This is a genomic window from Pseudomonas sp. NPDC087612 (assembly GCF_044743505.1).
GTDB lineage: Bacteria > Pseudomonadota > Gammaproteobacteria > Pseudomonadales > Pseudomonadaceae > Aquipseudomonas.
Genome location: NZ_JBIUWO010000001.1, coordinates 196,919 through 211,473 on the forward strand (window position 1 = coordinate 196,919; position 14,555 = coordinate 211,473).

General features: G+C 63.0%; 12 protein-coding genes. 8 read left to right on the top strand and 4 right to left on the bottom strand.

All coding sequences use genetic code 11. From position 1 onward, the window contains the following. Window positions 1–67 precede the first annotated feature (67 nt). The 4 genes from ACIOVF_RS00810 to ACIOVF_RS00825 are packed head-to-tail and all read left to right on the top strand — an operon-like array spanning window position 68 to window position 4,642. A complete protein-coding gene (locus tag ACIOVF_RS00810) occupies window positions 68–1,702 on the top strand; it encodes an ATP-binding protein (RefSeq protein ID WP_045198104.1) in 1,635 nt (544 codons plus the stop codon). Next, window positions 1,699–2,478 carry an endonuclease/exonuclease/phosphatase family protein gene (locus tag ACIOVF_RS00815; RefSeq protein WP_401286644.1) on the top strand — a complete coding sequence of 260 codons (780 nt, stop codon included), beginning with the start codon at window positions 1,699–1,701 and terminating at the stop codon, window positions 2,476–2,478. The genes ACIOVF_RS00810 and ACIOVF_RS00815 overlap by 4 nt, the downstream gene beginning before the upstream one ends. Next, window positions 2,475–3,686, top strand: coding sequence for a cardiolipin synthase ClsB (clsB, locus tag ACIOVF_RS00820; protein ID WP_045198102.1), 1,212 nt, complete (start codon window positions 2,475–2,477; stop codon window positions 3,684–3,686). The genes ACIOVF_RS00815 and clsB overlap by 4 nt, the downstream gene beginning before the upstream one ends. Continuing rightward, the gene (locus ACIOVF_RS00825) at window positions 3,683–4,642 is read left to right on the top strand and encodes a lysylphosphatidylglycerol synthase domain-containing protein (RefSeq protein WP_401286647.1); all 960 of its coding nucleotides are present in this window, start codon (window positions 3,683–3,685) and stop codon (window positions 4,640–4,642) included. Before clsB ends, ACIOVF_RS00825 begins: the two co-directional genes overlap by 4 nt. On the opposite strand, the gene ACIOVF_RS00830 is transcribed toward ACIOVF_RS00825, so the two are convergent. Further along, window positions 4,603–6,630, bottom strand: coding sequence for a PAS domain-containing sensor histidine kinase (locus ACIOVF_RS00830; protein ID WP_275559782.1), 2,028 nt, complete (start codon window positions 6,628–6,630; stop codon window positions 4,603–4,605). The two genes, ACIOVF_RS00825 and ACIOVF_RS00830, sit on opposite strands and share 40 nt — an antisense overlap. Before the next feature lie 64 nt (window positions 6,631–6,694). Further along, window positions 6,695–7,153 carry a nucleoside deaminase gene (locus ACIOVF_RS00835; RefSeq protein WP_045198096.1) on the bottom strand — a complete coding sequence of 153 codons (459 nt, stop codon included), beginning with the start codon at window positions 7,151–7,153 and terminating at the stop codon, window positions 6,695–6,697. Window positions 7,154–7,307: 154 nt separating this feature from the next. Between ACIOVF_RS00835 and ACIOVF_RS00840 the strand changes: the two genes are divergently transcribed. After that, window positions 7,308–8,003: a type 1 glutamine amidotransferase domain-containing protein gene (locus tag ACIOVF_RS00840; RefSeq protein WP_045198093.1), complete on the top strand. Its 696-nt coding sequence runs from the start codon at window positions 7,308–7,310 to the stop codon at window positions 8,001–8,003. A 137-nt stretch (window positions 8,004–8,140) separates the two neighbouring features. After that, window positions 8,141–8,929 carry a CSS-motif domain-containing protein gene (locus tag ACIOVF_RS00845; RefSeq protein ID WP_401286652.1) on the top strand — a complete coding sequence of 263 codons (789 nt, stop codon included), beginning with the start codon at window positions 8,141–8,143 and terminating at the stop codon, window positions 8,927–8,929. Between the two features lie 63 nt (window positions 8,930–8,992). Here the strand turns inward: ACIOVF_RS00845 and hppD are convergent, their stop codons facing one another. Further along, entirely contained in the window at window positions 8,993–10,069 is a 1,077-nt protein-coding gene (gene hppD, locus ACIOVF_RS00850; protein WP_045198088.1) for a 4-hydroxyphenylpyruvate dioxygenase, read from the bottom strand. 325 nt (window positions 10,070–10,394) lie between these two features. Here hppD and ACIOVF_RS00855 point away from each other — a divergent pair, with 325 nt between their 5' ends. Together ACIOVF_RS00855 and rarD are read left to right on the top strand one after the other, a co-directional pair. Continuing rightward, on the top strand, window positions 10,395–11,966 hold the full coding sequence (locus ACIOVF_RS00855; RefSeq protein WP_401286655.1) for an EAL domain-containing protein: 1,572 nt from the start codon (window positions 10,395–10,397) through the stop codon (window positions 11,964–11,966). 61 nt (window positions 11,967–12,027) lie between these two features. Further along, window positions 12,028–12,915 carry an EamA family transporter RarD gene (gene rarD, locus ACIOVF_RS00860; protein ID WP_093381935.1) on the top strand — a complete coding sequence of 296 codons (888 nt, stop codon included), beginning with the start codon at window positions 12,028–12,030 and terminating at the stop codon, window positions 12,913–12,915. Here the strand turns inward: rarD and ACIOVF_RS00865 are convergent. Next, entirely contained in the window at window positions 12,878–14,449 is a 1,572-nt protein-coding gene (locus ACIOVF_RS00865) for a TerC family protein (protein WP_093381928.1), read from the bottom strand. The two genes, rarD and ACIOVF_RS00865, sit on opposite strands and share 38 nt — an antisense overlap. Window positions 14,450–14,555: the final 106 nt, after the last annotated feature.

A 14,555-nucleotide genomic window follows, 5' to 3' on the forward strand; every position in this document is an offset into this window, starting at 1 on the left:
CCAGAGATAGTGCGAACACGGCAGGCACCGGCGGTGCTTGCCTGAGCGTTATCAAAGGAGAACACCCGTGGGCGACGCGTTAGCCAATGCCGAACGAGCGCTGATCCTGGCCCCGGCCCAGCTTAGCCAGCTGGCCCAGCGCCTGCTCGACCAGGCCGGCATCCAGGCGCTGCAAGCGGCCAGCATGGAAGACCTGGGCCTTGCCCTGGAGCAAGGCGTGGGCCTGGCGATCATTGCCGACACTTGCCTGGACGGCAGCGTACGCTCGCCTTTGCACCTTTACCTTGGCAAGCAGCCGGTTTGGTCGGACTTGCCGGTGGTGCTTCTGACGGGGCCGCCAGTCCAGGGCCAGAGCCCGCCGCAAAGCCAGCACGCCGCGCTCGGCAACCTGTTCCTGCTGCAGTATCCATTCGAACCCGACAACCTGCTGGCCCTGACCCATTCCTCGTTGCGCGCGCGGCGGCGCCAGTACCAGGCACGCAACCAGGGCCAGGAACTGGAGCGCCAGAGCCAACGGGTCGAAGAGCAATTGCGCCAGTTGCGCGAAGAAGAACAGTACCTGCGCCAGGCGCAGAAAATGGAAGCCATCGGCCAGCTCGCAGGCGGCGTCGCTCATGACTTCAACAACCTGCTGACTGGCATCGGCGGCAGCCTGGAAATGATCGGCAAACGCCTGCAGCAGGGTCGCCACGACGCCCTGCCCGCCCTGCTCAGCCTCAGCCAGGCGGCGGTCAAACGCGCCGCCAGCATGACCCACCGCCTGCTGGCGTTTTCCAGCCGGCAATCGCTCGATGCCCAGCCCGTGGAAGTTGCCACCCTGCTCACGGCCGAGCGCTTGCAGCCGTTGCTTGACCCGCAGATCAAGCTGCAACTGCATATCGAGGCGGATCTGTGGGCCGTGGAAGCCGACCCGGCGCAGCTGCAGGAAGCCCTCGGCAACTTGCTCAGCAACGCCCACGACGCCATGCCCAACGGCGGGCGCCTGACCGTCAGCGCCAGCAATCAGCGCCAGGACGGCAGCCTGTTCGGTGGCCACTCGCTGGCCGCTGGCGACTATGTGCTGATCAGCTTCAACGACAATGGCTGTGGCATGCCGCAAAGCACCCTGGACCGCGCTTTCGACCCGTTCTTCACCACCAAGCCAATCGGCCAGGGCACGGGCCTGGGGCTGTCGATGGTGTATGGCTTCAGCAAGCAGTCCCAGGGCCATGTGGCGTTGCAAAGCCGCATCGGCCACGGCACCCGGGTCGATGTCTACCTGCCGCGCCACGCCGCTCCCAACCGTGAAAGCGAAGAGCCAGCAACGCCGGCGCTGCCTTGCAGCAATACCCAGACGGTGCTGATCGTCGAGGACGACCCCGCGGTGCGTCAGTTGGTGCATCAGGCGCTGAGTGACCAGGGTTACCCGTGCAAGGTGGCCGAGGATGCCAATGTCGCCCTGGCCATTCTGCAGGCCGGAGAAGCCGTCGACCTGCTGGTCAGCGACGTCGGGCTGCCAGGCATGAACGGTCGGCAACTGGCGGAAATCGGCCGGCAACTGCGCCCGCAACTCAAGGTGCTGTTCATCACCGGTTACGCCGAAACCGCGGTGGCCCGCGGCGGCTTTCTTGACCCCGGCATGCAGATGATCTGCAAACCCTTCGAGTTCGCCCAGTTGACCGCCAAGGTCGCGCAGATGCTTGGCAAGGGCAGCACCTCATGAGCCAGGTGCACCCCAGCACCGCCCTGGCGGCGGCGGCCGTGCAGCGGGTGCGGGTGCTGACGGTCAATGCGCACAAGGGCTTCAGCGCGCTTAACCGTTACTACGTGCTGCCAGAACTGCGTGAGGCGGTACGCAGCGAAAACGCCGACCTGGTGTTCCTCCAGGAAGTGCTCGGCAGCCACCGCCAGCACGCTCTGCGCCACCGCAACTGGTCGGATGTACCGCAATATGAGTTTCTTGCCGACAGCCTCTGGCCAGAATTCGCCTACGGCCGCAATGCGGTGTATCCGGACGGCGAACACGGCAATGCCCTGCTGTCGAAATACCCGATCCGGCGCCACGCCAACCTCGATGTCAGCGTCCATGGCACCGAGCAGCGCGGCTTGCTGCATTCGGTACTGGCCTTGCCCGCCGAGTGCGAGCTGCATACCGTCTGTGTGCACCTGGGCCTGGACGAGCGCCAGCGCCAGCAGCAGTTGCACCTGCTCTGCGAATTACTGCACAGCCTGCCGAACGACGCGCCGGTGATCGTCGCCGGCGACTTCAATGACTGGCGCCAGCGCGCGGATGCAGTGCTGGCCGAATGCGGCCTGAATGAAGTGTTCAGCCAGGCCCATGGTCGCCCGGCACGCAGTTTTCCGGCGCGCTGGCCGCTGTTGCGCCTGGACCGCATCTACCTGCGCAATGCCCGCGCACAGGCGCCCAAGGTCATGGCGCGCAAGCCCTGGACCCACCTGTCCGATCACCTGCCATTGGCAGTGGAGGTGCTCTTGTGAACAGCCAATGGCGACCTGACAACCAGGTGCAACTGCTGATCAACGGCGAGGACTATTTCGCCAGCGCCTTTGCCGCGATCGAGCAGGCCCGGGCGGAAATCCTCCTGGAAACCTTCATCATCTTTGAAGACAAGGTCGGCAAGCAGTTGCAGCAACTGTTGATCGCCGCCGCCCGGCGCGGGGTAAAGGTCGAGATGCTGGTCGACGGTTATGGCACCGCAGACCTGAGCCTTGACTACCTGCGCGAGCTCAGCGACGCCGGCGTGCATTTGCAGGCCTTCGACCCGAGCCCGAAACGCCTGGGCATGCGCACCAATCTGTTTCGCCGCCTGCACCGCAAGATCCTGGTGGTCGATGGCGAGGTCGGTTTTGTTGGCGGCATCAATTATTGCGCCGATCACCTGGCCGATTTCGGACCGATGGCCAAGCAGGACTACGCGGTACAAGTGCGCGGGCCGATCGTCGCCGACCTGCAGCGCGCCACCTTGACCCTGCTGGAGCAACAGAGCGCGCTCAAGCCCGGAACCCGGCGCTGGTGGCAACGCCGGGTGCCGATCGCCGCCGACAGCGAACAGGCAAGCATGACCCTGTGCATCCGCGATAACCAGGATCACCCCAACGACATCGAACAGCACTACTTGCGGGCGCTGAACGGCGCCCGCGAGCGGATCACCATTGCCAATGCCTACTTCTTTCCCGGCTACCGCCTGCTGCGGGCGATCCGCAATGCCGCGCGCCGGGGCGTGAAGGTTACCCTGGTGCTGCAGGGGATGCCCGACATGCCCTGGGTGCGTTTGTGCTCGCGCTTGCTGTACAACTACCTGATCCGCGACGGCGTGCGCATTTTCGAGTACTGCGAACGGCCCTTGCATGGCAAGGTGGCACTGGTGGACCGGCACTGGTCGACGGTCGGCTCAAGCAATCTCGACCCTTTGAGCCTGGCCCTGAACCTTGAGGCCAACCTGGTCATCCGCGACCAGACCTTCAACAGCCGCCTGCATGAACACCTGCAGGAGCTTACCGCCCACCGCTGCAAACCGGTGAGCCTGCAGCGGGCACTGCGTGGCTACTGGTGGCGGGCGCCGCTGATCTTTTTGACCTTTCACTTCATCCGCCGATTTCCGGCCGTGATCGGCTGGCTGCCGGCCCATGTACCACGGCTCAAGCCGCTGTATGACGGCGAGCAACCTGCGGGCAAGCCGACATGAGCAAGCAGCACAAGCACTGGCGCCGTGCCCGCCAGGCGCTGACCCTGGCGTTCTTCATCCTGGTGCCGGTGCTGCTGTTCAGCGTGCTGAAAAACCTCGACTGGCAAGAGGTGTACCAGGCCCTGGCCTCCTATCGCTGGCGCACCCTGGCAATGGCTGCAGGCGTAACCCTGTGTAGCTTTGCCCTGTTCAGCAGCTTCGACCTGCTCGGGCGCTACTACACCGGGCATCATTTGCCGGCGCACCAGGTGTTGCCGCTGGCGTTCGTGTGCTACGCCTTCAACCTCAACCTCAGCGCCTGGGTCGGCGGCATCGCCCTGCGCTACCGTTTGTACAGCCGCCTCGGGCTCAAGGTCGCGACCATCACCCGGATCCTCAGCCTGGGGCTGTTGACCAACTGGGCAGGCTATTTCGCGGTGGCCGGCAGCTTGTTCGTCTGCGGGCTGCCGAAGTTGCCAGCGGGCATGGAGATCGGCAATACCGGCCTGCGCCTGATCGGTGCAGCGTTGTTATTAGCGGTCATCGCTTACCTGCTGGCCTGCGCCTTCGCGACTCGCCGCACCTGGCACTTTCGCAAGCAGCAGATCACCCTGCCAGGCATTCGCCTGGCAGCGTTGCAAGTGGTGATGGGCGCTCTGAACTGGTCGTTGATGGCGCTGGTGGTGTTCATCCTGTTGCCCAAGGGGGCTAGCTACCCGACCGTGCTGGCGGTACTGATGATCAGCAGCATTGCCGGGGTCATTACTCATATTCCGGCCGGGCTTGGGGTACTCGAGACGGTGTTTTTGACCCTGCTGCAAGGCACCTACGGCAAGGGCACGCTGCTCGCGGCGCTGATTGGCTACCGGGCGATCTACTTTCTGTTGCCGTTGCTGGTAGCCACGCTGACCTACCTGATGCTCGAGCGCCTGGCCAGTCAGCGCGCCAGCGGGGAAAGTTCGCAAACCACCGGCTGAACCGGCTCGAGCATCTGGTGTACCTGGTACACCAGGTCTTGCAAGGCGAAGGGCTTGGTCATCAGGGCGATGCCGGGCTCCAGCACCTCCTGGTCGGTCACTTCCTGTTCGGCGAAGCCGGTGATCAACAGCACCTTCTGCTGCGCCTGCAGCATGCGCAGGGCATTGGCCACCTGACGGCCACTGAAGCCGCCCGGCAGGCCGATATCGGTGATCAGCAAGTCAACTGTGCCCAACTGGCGATACTGCTGCAGCGCGCTGTTGGCGTCAGCGGCGGTAAACACCTCGAAGCCCTCCTCCTCCAGCGCCTCCTTGATCAGCAAGCGCAAGGTACTCTCGTCGTCGACCAGCAGGATGCGTTCGCCATTGGCGCGTGGGTAGCACTTGCGCCCCGGCTCGCCGGCCAGCGGCTGCGGCAGCTCGCCCACATAGCGCGGCAGGAGGACCTTAACCCGGGTGCCCTGGCCAGGGCTCGAATCGATCCACACCCGGCCCCCTGACTGACGGACAAAGCCATAGACCATCGACAAGCCAAGCCCGGTGCCCTGGCCGACCGGCTTGGTGGTAAAGAACGGGTCAAAGGCCCGTGCGACGATATCGGCGTTCATGCCGTGGCCGTTGTCCTGCACCTGCAAGGCAAAGTAATCGCCCGGCCCCAGGCTGTCTTCGCCCTCCAGGGCCAGCTCGTGACGTTCGTTAGCGGTGGTGATGCGCAGGCAGCCACCGGCGCCCATGGCATCGCGGGCATTGATGCACAGGTTGATCAGGGCATTTTCCAGCTGATTGGCATCAATCAGTACCCACCAGGGCGCCGGCTCCACCTGGACCTGCAGATCGATATGGCTACCCACGGTTTGCTGGATCAGGTGTTCGATGTCCTGCACCAGTTGGTTGACGCAGGCGGGCTTGGGGTCGAGCGCCTGGCGCCGGGAGAAGGCCAGCAAGCGGTGGGTGAGCGTGGCGGCGCGCTTGGCCGCACCCCGAGCGGCATCAAGGTAGACCTGCAGATTATCCACATTACCCTGGGCAATACGTCGCTCGAGCAACTCCAGGCTGCCGCTGATGCCGGTCAACAGGTTATTGAAGTCATGGGCCATGCCGCCGGACAGTTGCCCGATGGCTTCCATCTTCTGGCTCTGGCGCAACAGTTCTTCAGCATGGCGCAGCGCCTCTTCGCGCTCGCGTTCCTGGCTGATGTCGGTGCCCACGGCGGTAAAACCAAGCTGCGAGGGTACCGCTGCCCAGTTGAACCAGCGGTAGTGCCCATCCTTGTGGCGCAAGCGGCTGATGGTGTTCTCGGTGCGCTGGCCGGCGCGCAGGCGCTCGACCAGCGAGGCGACTTGCGGTTGGTCGTCGGCATGCAGCAAGTCCATGATCGAGGTGTCCAGCACCTCGTCTGCAGCCCAGCCAAGGATCTGGCTCCAGGCCGGGTTGACCGCACTGATGCGCAAATCCGGCAGGACAATCACCATGATGTCGCCGGACAAGTCCCAGAAATGGTTTCGATCAGAGGTGCGCTCCTGCACCTGGCGCTCGAAGGTATTGGCCAGGTGACGCCACTGCTGCGCCGATTCGACGCTGGCGGTGGTTTCGATCACCGTGTCGAGAAAGCCGGCCACCGCCCCGCGCTCGTCTCGAATGGGGCTGTAGCAGAAGGTGAAATAGGCTTGCTCGAGGCTGCCGTTGCGATTGATCATCAACGGGAAGTTCTCGATGAAGATCGCCTCCCCCGACAGGGTACGGAAGACCAGCGCGCCGATGTTCTCCCAGGCCTCGCTCCACACCTCGTCAAACCCGCGTCCCAGTGCCTCGGGCTTGGCCCCGAGGATCGGCTTGAAGGCATCGTTGTAAATGGTCACCAACTGCGGCCCCCAGACCAGGCAACCGGGGAATTTGGACGCCAGCAGCATGTCCACGGCAATGCGCAAGGGCGCCGGCCACAGGTACAAAGGCCCCAGGGCGGTACTGGCCCAGTCGTGGTTACGCACCTTTACACTCATTGATCCTGGCATGGGCAAGCTCGGCTGACGGTGGGGGCCTGAACAATCGGACCTAAACGCCGATATCTTCGTTCCAGAGTTCGGGGCTGTCCTTGATAAAAGCGCGCATCATCTTGACGCAGTTATCATTGTGCAGCACCTGCACATCGACGCCGCGGGCCTTGAGCAGCGCTTCCTCGCCCATGAAAGTCTGGTTTTCACCAACAATCACGCGCTTGATGCCATACAGCAGGATCGCCCCGCTGCACATCGGGCATGGCGACAAGGTGGTGTACAGGGTCGCCTCGCGATAAACCCTGGCCGGCTGGCGGCCGGCGTTTTCCAGAGCGTCCATTTCGCCGTGCAGGATCGCGCTGCCCTCCTGGACCCGGCGGTTGTGGCCACGGCCGATGATCTGGTTGTTGTGGACCAGCACCGAACCGATCGGTATGCCGCCTTCTTTGCGGCCCAGTTGGGCCTCATCGATAGCAGCCTGCATGAACGCATCTACGTCCTGGTTCAAAGTGCTCATCCGTTGGTCGACTCCTGTAGCGATACTGGTTTTCCTCGCAGGCTAGCATACCGCCAGCAGGGAATGGCATCCATGCCAGTCGCTACTATGCTGAACAGGTTTCTCCTCTGCGACCTGGGCAGTCCGGGTCCGTTCCAGTATAGGGAGCGTTGCGATGAGCAAGAAAATACTGGTGGTGCTGACCAATACGGCCAAATACCCGACGCTTAAGCGCGCCACCGGATTGTGGCTGGGCGAGGCGGTACACTTTGTCGACAAGGTCGAAAAGGCCGGCTACAAGGTCGATTACCTGAGCCCCGCCGGCGGCTACGTGCCGGTGGACCCGCACAGCCTGCAGATGGCCGCGGATATCGACTGGCAGTGGTACCAGGACAAGGCGTTCATGAACCGTTTGGGCAAAACCCTCAACCCCGGGGAGGTCAAGTCCCAGGACTACAGCGCCATCTACTACGCCGGCGGCCATGGGGTGATCTGGGACTTTCCAGACAACAGCGAGCTGCAGGACCTGGCCCGGCGCATCTTCGAGGCCGGCGGCGTAGTGGCCTCGGTGTGCCATGGCGCGGTTGGCCTGCTCAATATCAAGCTCAGTGATAACACCTTGCTGGTCAAGGACCGCGAGGTCACCGGTTTTTCCGATACTGAAGAGAAACTGGCCGAACTGGACAAAGTGGTGCCTTACCTCACCGAAACCGAGCTCAAGGCCCGCGGCGGTTTGTACCGCAAGGCAGAAGAGCCGTGGCAGGCCTTCGCCATCGCCGACCAGAAAGACGGACGCTTGATTACCGGACAGAATCCCGCCTCCGGGGGCGCGGTGGCTGACCTGGTGGTGGCCGCACTGAAAAAGCGCTGAGGCGCCTACTTGGCTTGCCGATAGGTACTTCGCCGAGGGTAAACGCGGCCTACATCCGCCGCTGATTGCGCTCTTTATGCTGACGAGTGTCACCCGACCAGGAAGGTCGGGCTCTTGTTCAGCATAGAGGTGCACTCATGGCTCCAACCCGTCTTGCCGGCCGCAGCCTGCTCGAGTTTCTGATAACCCTGCTGATCGGCCTGGCGCCCGTGGCCTGTGGCCTTCTGGTGTTGGCCCTGCAGGTCGAGCGCAAGCAGGAAGAAACCGCCGAGGTGTCTGTGGTCGAGGCTATCTATGCTATCGACCGGGTCTTCGATGCCATGCACGGCTCCAGCAATGCTGTGCTCGGGTTGGTCGGGCAACCCTGCGAGAAAATCCTCCCGACTCTGCGCCAGGAAGCGCTGAGGCAGCCAAGCGTGCGCTCGCTGGTGCTGACCCGGGAAAACCGTGCCTACTGCAGCACCCTGCTCGGCAGCATCGACACGGCAATCGACCCGGGCAGCTACTTCAACCAGCGCCTGCGCCTGGACTCGCGCAACGAAATCACCCCGGACATGCCGGTGCTGCACTACCGCCTGCAGGAATATCCCATGGGCGTCATCGCCATCAGCGATGCGCGCTCCCTGCAAACAGAACTGCAGGGCTTCAAGAACGCCATTGTCCTGGCCCTGCAGTTCGGCAGCGATTTTGTCTGGGCAACCGGCAGTGGCAGCGCCGAGCAGGTACCCAACCATGAAGAAGACAGCCAGCGCATGGTCTCGGAGAAGTACGGCTACACCGTGCACGCCGGCTACCCCAATGGCCATACCCGCAAGATGCTCAGCCAGGCCATGAGCTCTACCGCGCCGTCATTGCTTTTGGTCGGCATTATCACCTCCGCCGTGGCCTACTGGGGGCTGTTCAGGCAACGACGGAAACCGGCGTGAGCTCCATCATGAAAAAAGGCCATTGAGCGTTTGCTCAATGGCCTTTTTCAGTGGCAGGGCAGATCAGTCGGTACTGAGTACACCACGACGGACCTGGTCACGCTCGATCGACTCGAACAGGGCCTTGAAGTTGCCTTCGCCGAAGCCATCGTCACCCTTGCGCTGGATGAACTCGAAGAACACCGGGCCCATCAGGGTTTCAGAGAAGATCTGCAGCAGCAGGCGCTTGTCGCCGGCATCGGAAGAGCCGTCAAGCAGGATGCCACGGGCCTGCAGTTCGCCGACCGGCTCGCCATGGCCCGGCAGACGCCCTTCGAGCATCTCGTAGTAGGTGTCTGGCGGCGCGGTCATGAAGCGCATGCCGAGCTTTTTCAGGGCATCCCAGCTCTCGAGCAGGTTGTCGCTGAGGAAGGCCACGTGCTGGATGCCCTCGCCGTTGAACTGCATGAGGAACTCTTCGATCTGCCCGGCGCCCTTGGACGACTCTTCGTTCAGCGGGATACGGATCATGCCATCCGGCGCGGTCATGGCCTTGGAGGTCAGGCCGGTGTATTCGCCCTTGATGTCGAAGTAACGGATTTCGCGGAAGTTGAACAGCTTCTCGTAGAAGCCGGCCCAGTAGGCCATGCGCCCGCGGTAAACGTTATGGGTCAGGTGATCGATGATCTTCAGGCCCGCACCGACCGGGTGACGATCGACACCTTCGATGAAGTTGAAGTCGATGTCATAGATCGAACTGCCTTCCTCGAAACGGTCGATCAGGTACAGCGGCGCACCGCCAATGCCCTTGATCGCCGGCAAACGCAGCTCCATCGGCCCGGTTTCGATCTCGACCGGCTGGGCACCCAGCTCCAGGGCGCGGGCGTAGGCTTCGTGGGCGTTACGCACACGGAAGGCCATGCCACACACCGACGGACCATGCTCGGCGGCAAAGTACGAGGCGACGCTTTTCGGCTCGTTGTTCAGGATCAGGTTGATACCGCCCTGGCGGTACAGGTGCACGTCCTTGGAACGGTGGGTAGCCACCTTGGTGAAACCCATGATCTGGAAGATCGGTTCCAGGGCGCCTGGGGTCGGCGATGCGAACTCGATGAATTCAAAGCCCATCAGGCCCATCGGGTTTTCAAAGATATCAGCCATGCTCGTTTCCTCATCATCAAAGCGGGTAAATAACGGTCGTTAATTGCTATCGATGTCGAGCAGGCGTGGTGGCGCGCAAGAGATGCCCCTCACACTTCTGGCGAGGTAGTCACCATAGATCAGCTTGAACCCATGACACTTCATATGGACCCATTCTCGGCGGGTTGATTCCCCGAAGGTGGAGAACCTTATTATTGTATGCGTAACGGGATTCTACAGTGCGTAAACCGTTTTGTCCGCACTTTAGTTGACGCCCGAGCGGCGACGAACGGCTATCCTAGGCACACAGCCGTTTTCATTCCCCCGCTTGTACAGGTTAGCCGCCATGCCGCTCACGGTAAAACGCCCCGGACGCTGGACCCTGCGTGCCCTGCTGCCCTGGGCGGTTGGCGCCCTACCGGTGCTGTGCGGGCTGCTGATCATGCACCTGCAGGCCCAGCGTGAGCTGGACGCCCGCAGCCGCGCCACGGCGCAGCAGGTGGTGGCCCAGGTAGAGCTGATCCTCGACAACATTTCTGGCGCGGCCAGGTCGTTGCTGCCCTTGGCCGGAATGCCGTGCATGGAAGAGAAACTGGCCCTGCGCGACCAGGTCACCCGCCGCTCGTTCGTACGCTCGACCAACCTGGTGTACCGCAACGAGCTGTATTGCAGCTCGCTGTTCGGCCCCTACAGCGAACCGGTCAATGCCAGCGACTATGTCGACGGCAAGCTCTGGCTGATGAACGGCAACTCGGTGACTCCTGGCCACCCATTGCTGGTGTATCGGGTCTATGAAGGCGAGCGCGGCGCCATCACTACCGTCGATGGTGACCACCTGCTGACCGCCCTGCGCCTGATCGGCCCGCAGACCCAGTTGCTGCTACAGGTGGGCCGTTACTGGATGGGCAAGGACGGCGTGGTGCATGAAGGGATCGCCCCCGCCGCTGAGGTCGCGCCAGTGCGCCTGACCTCCAGCCACTACCCGTTCTCGATCCACAGCGGTTATGCGCCAGGCAAGGTCGGCCAGGTAATGCGCGATGAATACCCTGCCCTGTTCGGCCTGCTGGTGTTTCTCGGGGTGATTGCCGGTACCGTATGCCGCTGGATGCTGCGCCGTGCCAGCTCCCCACGGGCCGAGCTGCAGCGGGCCATGGAAGCCAACGAGTTCTTGCCGTACTTCCAGCCGGTGGTGCGCAAGGGCGACTACCGCTGGGCCGGCGCCGAAGTGCTGATGCGCTGGCAGCACCCGCGCGACGGTCTGGTGCGCCCCGACCTGTTCATTCCCTACGCCGAGCACAGCGGCCAGATCGTACCGATGACGCGCATGCTCATGCAGCGCACTGCGCAATTGCTGGCGCCGCATGCCGCATTGATGGGCGAGGGTTTTCATGTCGGCATCAACATCACCGCCGATCATTGCCAGGACCTGGCCCTGTACGACGACTGCCGGGCCTTTCTCGGCGCCTTCCCGCCTGGCCGGGTATTGCTGACCCTGGAGCTGACCGAACGCAAGCTTATTGCCCCCAGCGAAGTTACCCAGACGCTGTTCGGCAAACTCCACGAACTGGGGGTGATGATCGCCATCGACGACTTTGGCACCGGCCAGTCCAGCCTCAGCTACTTGCGCCAGTTCAAGGTCGATTACCTGAAGATTGACCAAAGCTTCGTCGCCCTGATCGGGGTCGATGCGTTGTCGCTGCACATTCTCGACAGCATTATCGAACTGTCGGCCAAGCTTGAGTTGGGCATCGTCGCCGAAGGCGTCGAGAACGAAACCCAGCGCGATTACCTGGCGCGCCACAATGTCGATTTCCAGCAGGGTTACCTGTTTGCCCGGCCGATGCCGATCGAGGACTTTGTCGCCGCCCTGGCAGCCCAGGCCGAAACCGCGCCGCAGGTCGCGAAGGTTGCCGGTTAGGCCTGCGCCCTGAGATCATGGCGGGTTCCCCGCTCTGTTTTCTTCTGTAACCGAGGCATTTGTGTCAAAAGGCATCATTACATCGGTCACGGCCTCGTTCCTGTTTGCCGTGATGTACTACTACACCTCGCTGCTCACCCCGCTCGATGGCGAGGAGGTGTTCGGCTGGCGCATGCTCCTGACCTTGCCCTGCGTTACCCTGTTCATGCTGTTTACCCGCGACTGGCCGCTGGTCACCGGCTTGCTCGCGCGGGTTAGGCGCACGCCGCTGCTGTTGCTCGGCCTGCTGGGTACTTCATCATTGATGGGCGTGCAGCTCTGGCTGTTCCTCTGGGCGCCGTTGCACGGACGCAGCCTGGAAGTGTCGCTGGGCTACTTCCTGTTGCCGCTGACCATGGTCCTGACCGGCCGCCTGGTGTATGGCGAACAATTGTCGCGGCTGCAGAAACTCGCGGTAGCCTGTGCGATGACCGGTGTCGGCCATGAGCTCTACCAACACGGCAGCTTTGCCTGGGAGACCTTGCTGGTCGCCGCAGGCTACCCGCTGTACTTCGTGCTGCGGCGCAAATGCGCGACCGATCACCTTGGCGGTTTGTGGGCCGACATGTGCCTGCTGCTGCCGGCGGCGCTGTACTTTGTCATCCAGGGGCCGCTGTCAGCCGAGGACCTGGCCGCGCATCCGGGGCTGTACGGCCTGATCCCGCTGCTTGGGGTGATCAGCGCCCTGGCGCTGATCTGCTATGTGCTGGCCAGCCGCCTGCTGGCCTTCAGCCTGTTCGGCCTGCTCAGCTATGTCGAGCCGGTGCTGCTGGTGGCCGTGGCCCTGCTGCTGGGCGAGACCATCGGCCCCGACCAGTGGCTGACCTACCTGCCGATCTGGCTGGCGGTGCTGGTATTGATCGCCGAAGGCGTCAGGCACCTGCTGCGTCAACGGCGGCGTTCGGTGTAAGGCGCACCTGGCGCACGCGGCGCTCCTCCACCGCGACCACGGTCATTTGCCAGTTGTTCCACACCAGGCTGTCGCCGACCATCGGCAAGCGATCGAGCAGGCTCATGACCAGGCCGGCGAGGGTCTGGTAGTCCTCGGTGGGCTTGGCGGCAAAACCGGTGCGTGCCTGGATCTGGCTGAGGTTAAGGGCGCCGCTGACGACAAAGCCGTGGCCGTCCTCGACGATGCCCGGGCCTTCCACCTCACTGGCATCGGGCAGTTCACCGGCGATGGACTCAAGGATGTCGGTCATGGTCAGCACCCCGGTGAAATCACCGAACTCGTTGACCACGAAGGCTATGTGCGTCGACTGGTTGCGCATCTGCTCCAGGGCGTTGAGGATGCTGAAACTCTCCAGCAGGTTCACCGGCGCCCGGGCCAGGCTCTCGAGGTCAGGCTGATTACCGGCCAACAGTTCCTTGAGCAGCTCCTTCTTGTGCACGAAGCCCAGCGGTTCTTCGATACGCCCGTCTCGAATCAACGGCAGGCGCGAGTAGGACGAATGCATCAGTGCGGTACGAATCACCTCGGCCGGCTGCGCCAGGTCGATGGCATCGACCTCGGCACGCACCGTCATCACTGTCTTGATCGGCCGCTCGGCCAGGTTCAGCACGCCGCTGATCATCACCCGCTCGCGGCGGTCGAACAGCACCTGTTCTTCGCCACCTTCGACCAGATCGGCAATCTCCTCGCCGACATCATCGGCCTCGACCCGGCGCCCGCCCAAAAGGCGCAGGACCGCGTGGGCAGTGCGCTCACGCAGCGGCCGGTGTTGCTGCAGGCTGCGCTTGCGCCGCGCCCGGGCCAGCTGGTTGAACAGCTCGATCAGAATCGAGAAGCCAATGGCCGCGTACAGGTAGCCTTTCGGAATATGAAAGCCCAGGCCCTCGGCGGTGAGGCTGAAGCCGATCATCATCAAGAAGCCCAGGCACAGCATGATCACCGTCGGGTGATTGTTGACGAAGCGGGTCAACGGCTTGCTGGCAACGATCATGATGCCGATGGAGAAGATCACCGCGATCATCATGATCGACAACTCTTCGACCATGCCCACGGCGGTGATCACCGCGTCGAGGGAGAACACTGCATCGAGCACCACGATCTGCGCGACGATCGGCCAGAACGCGGCATGGCGCACACTGCCGGTGTTCTGCGCAACGTGGCCTTCGAGGCGCTCGTGCAACTCCATGGTGGCCTTGAACAACAGGAACACACCACCGAAGAGCATGATCAGATCGCGCCCGGAGAAGCTCTTGCCGAACACCTCGAACAGCGGCGCGGTGAGGGTCACCATCCACGAGATACTGGCCAGCAGGCCCAGACGCATGATCAGCGCCAGCGACAGGCCGATCACCCGCGCACGGTCGCGCTGATGGGGCGGCAGTTTATCGGCGAGGATGGCGATGAACACCAGGTTATCGATACCCAGTACCAGTTCCAGCACAATCAGCGTGGCAAGGCCCAGCCAGGCCGTGGGGTCGGCTAGCCATTCCATGGGCGATCACTCATGTGCGAGAACGGACGGGAAACGTCACAAGGACGGGAGAATGGCCGGGACGGCCGGGTACTGGGAGGCTCCGAGAACGAAGTCATATCAACCT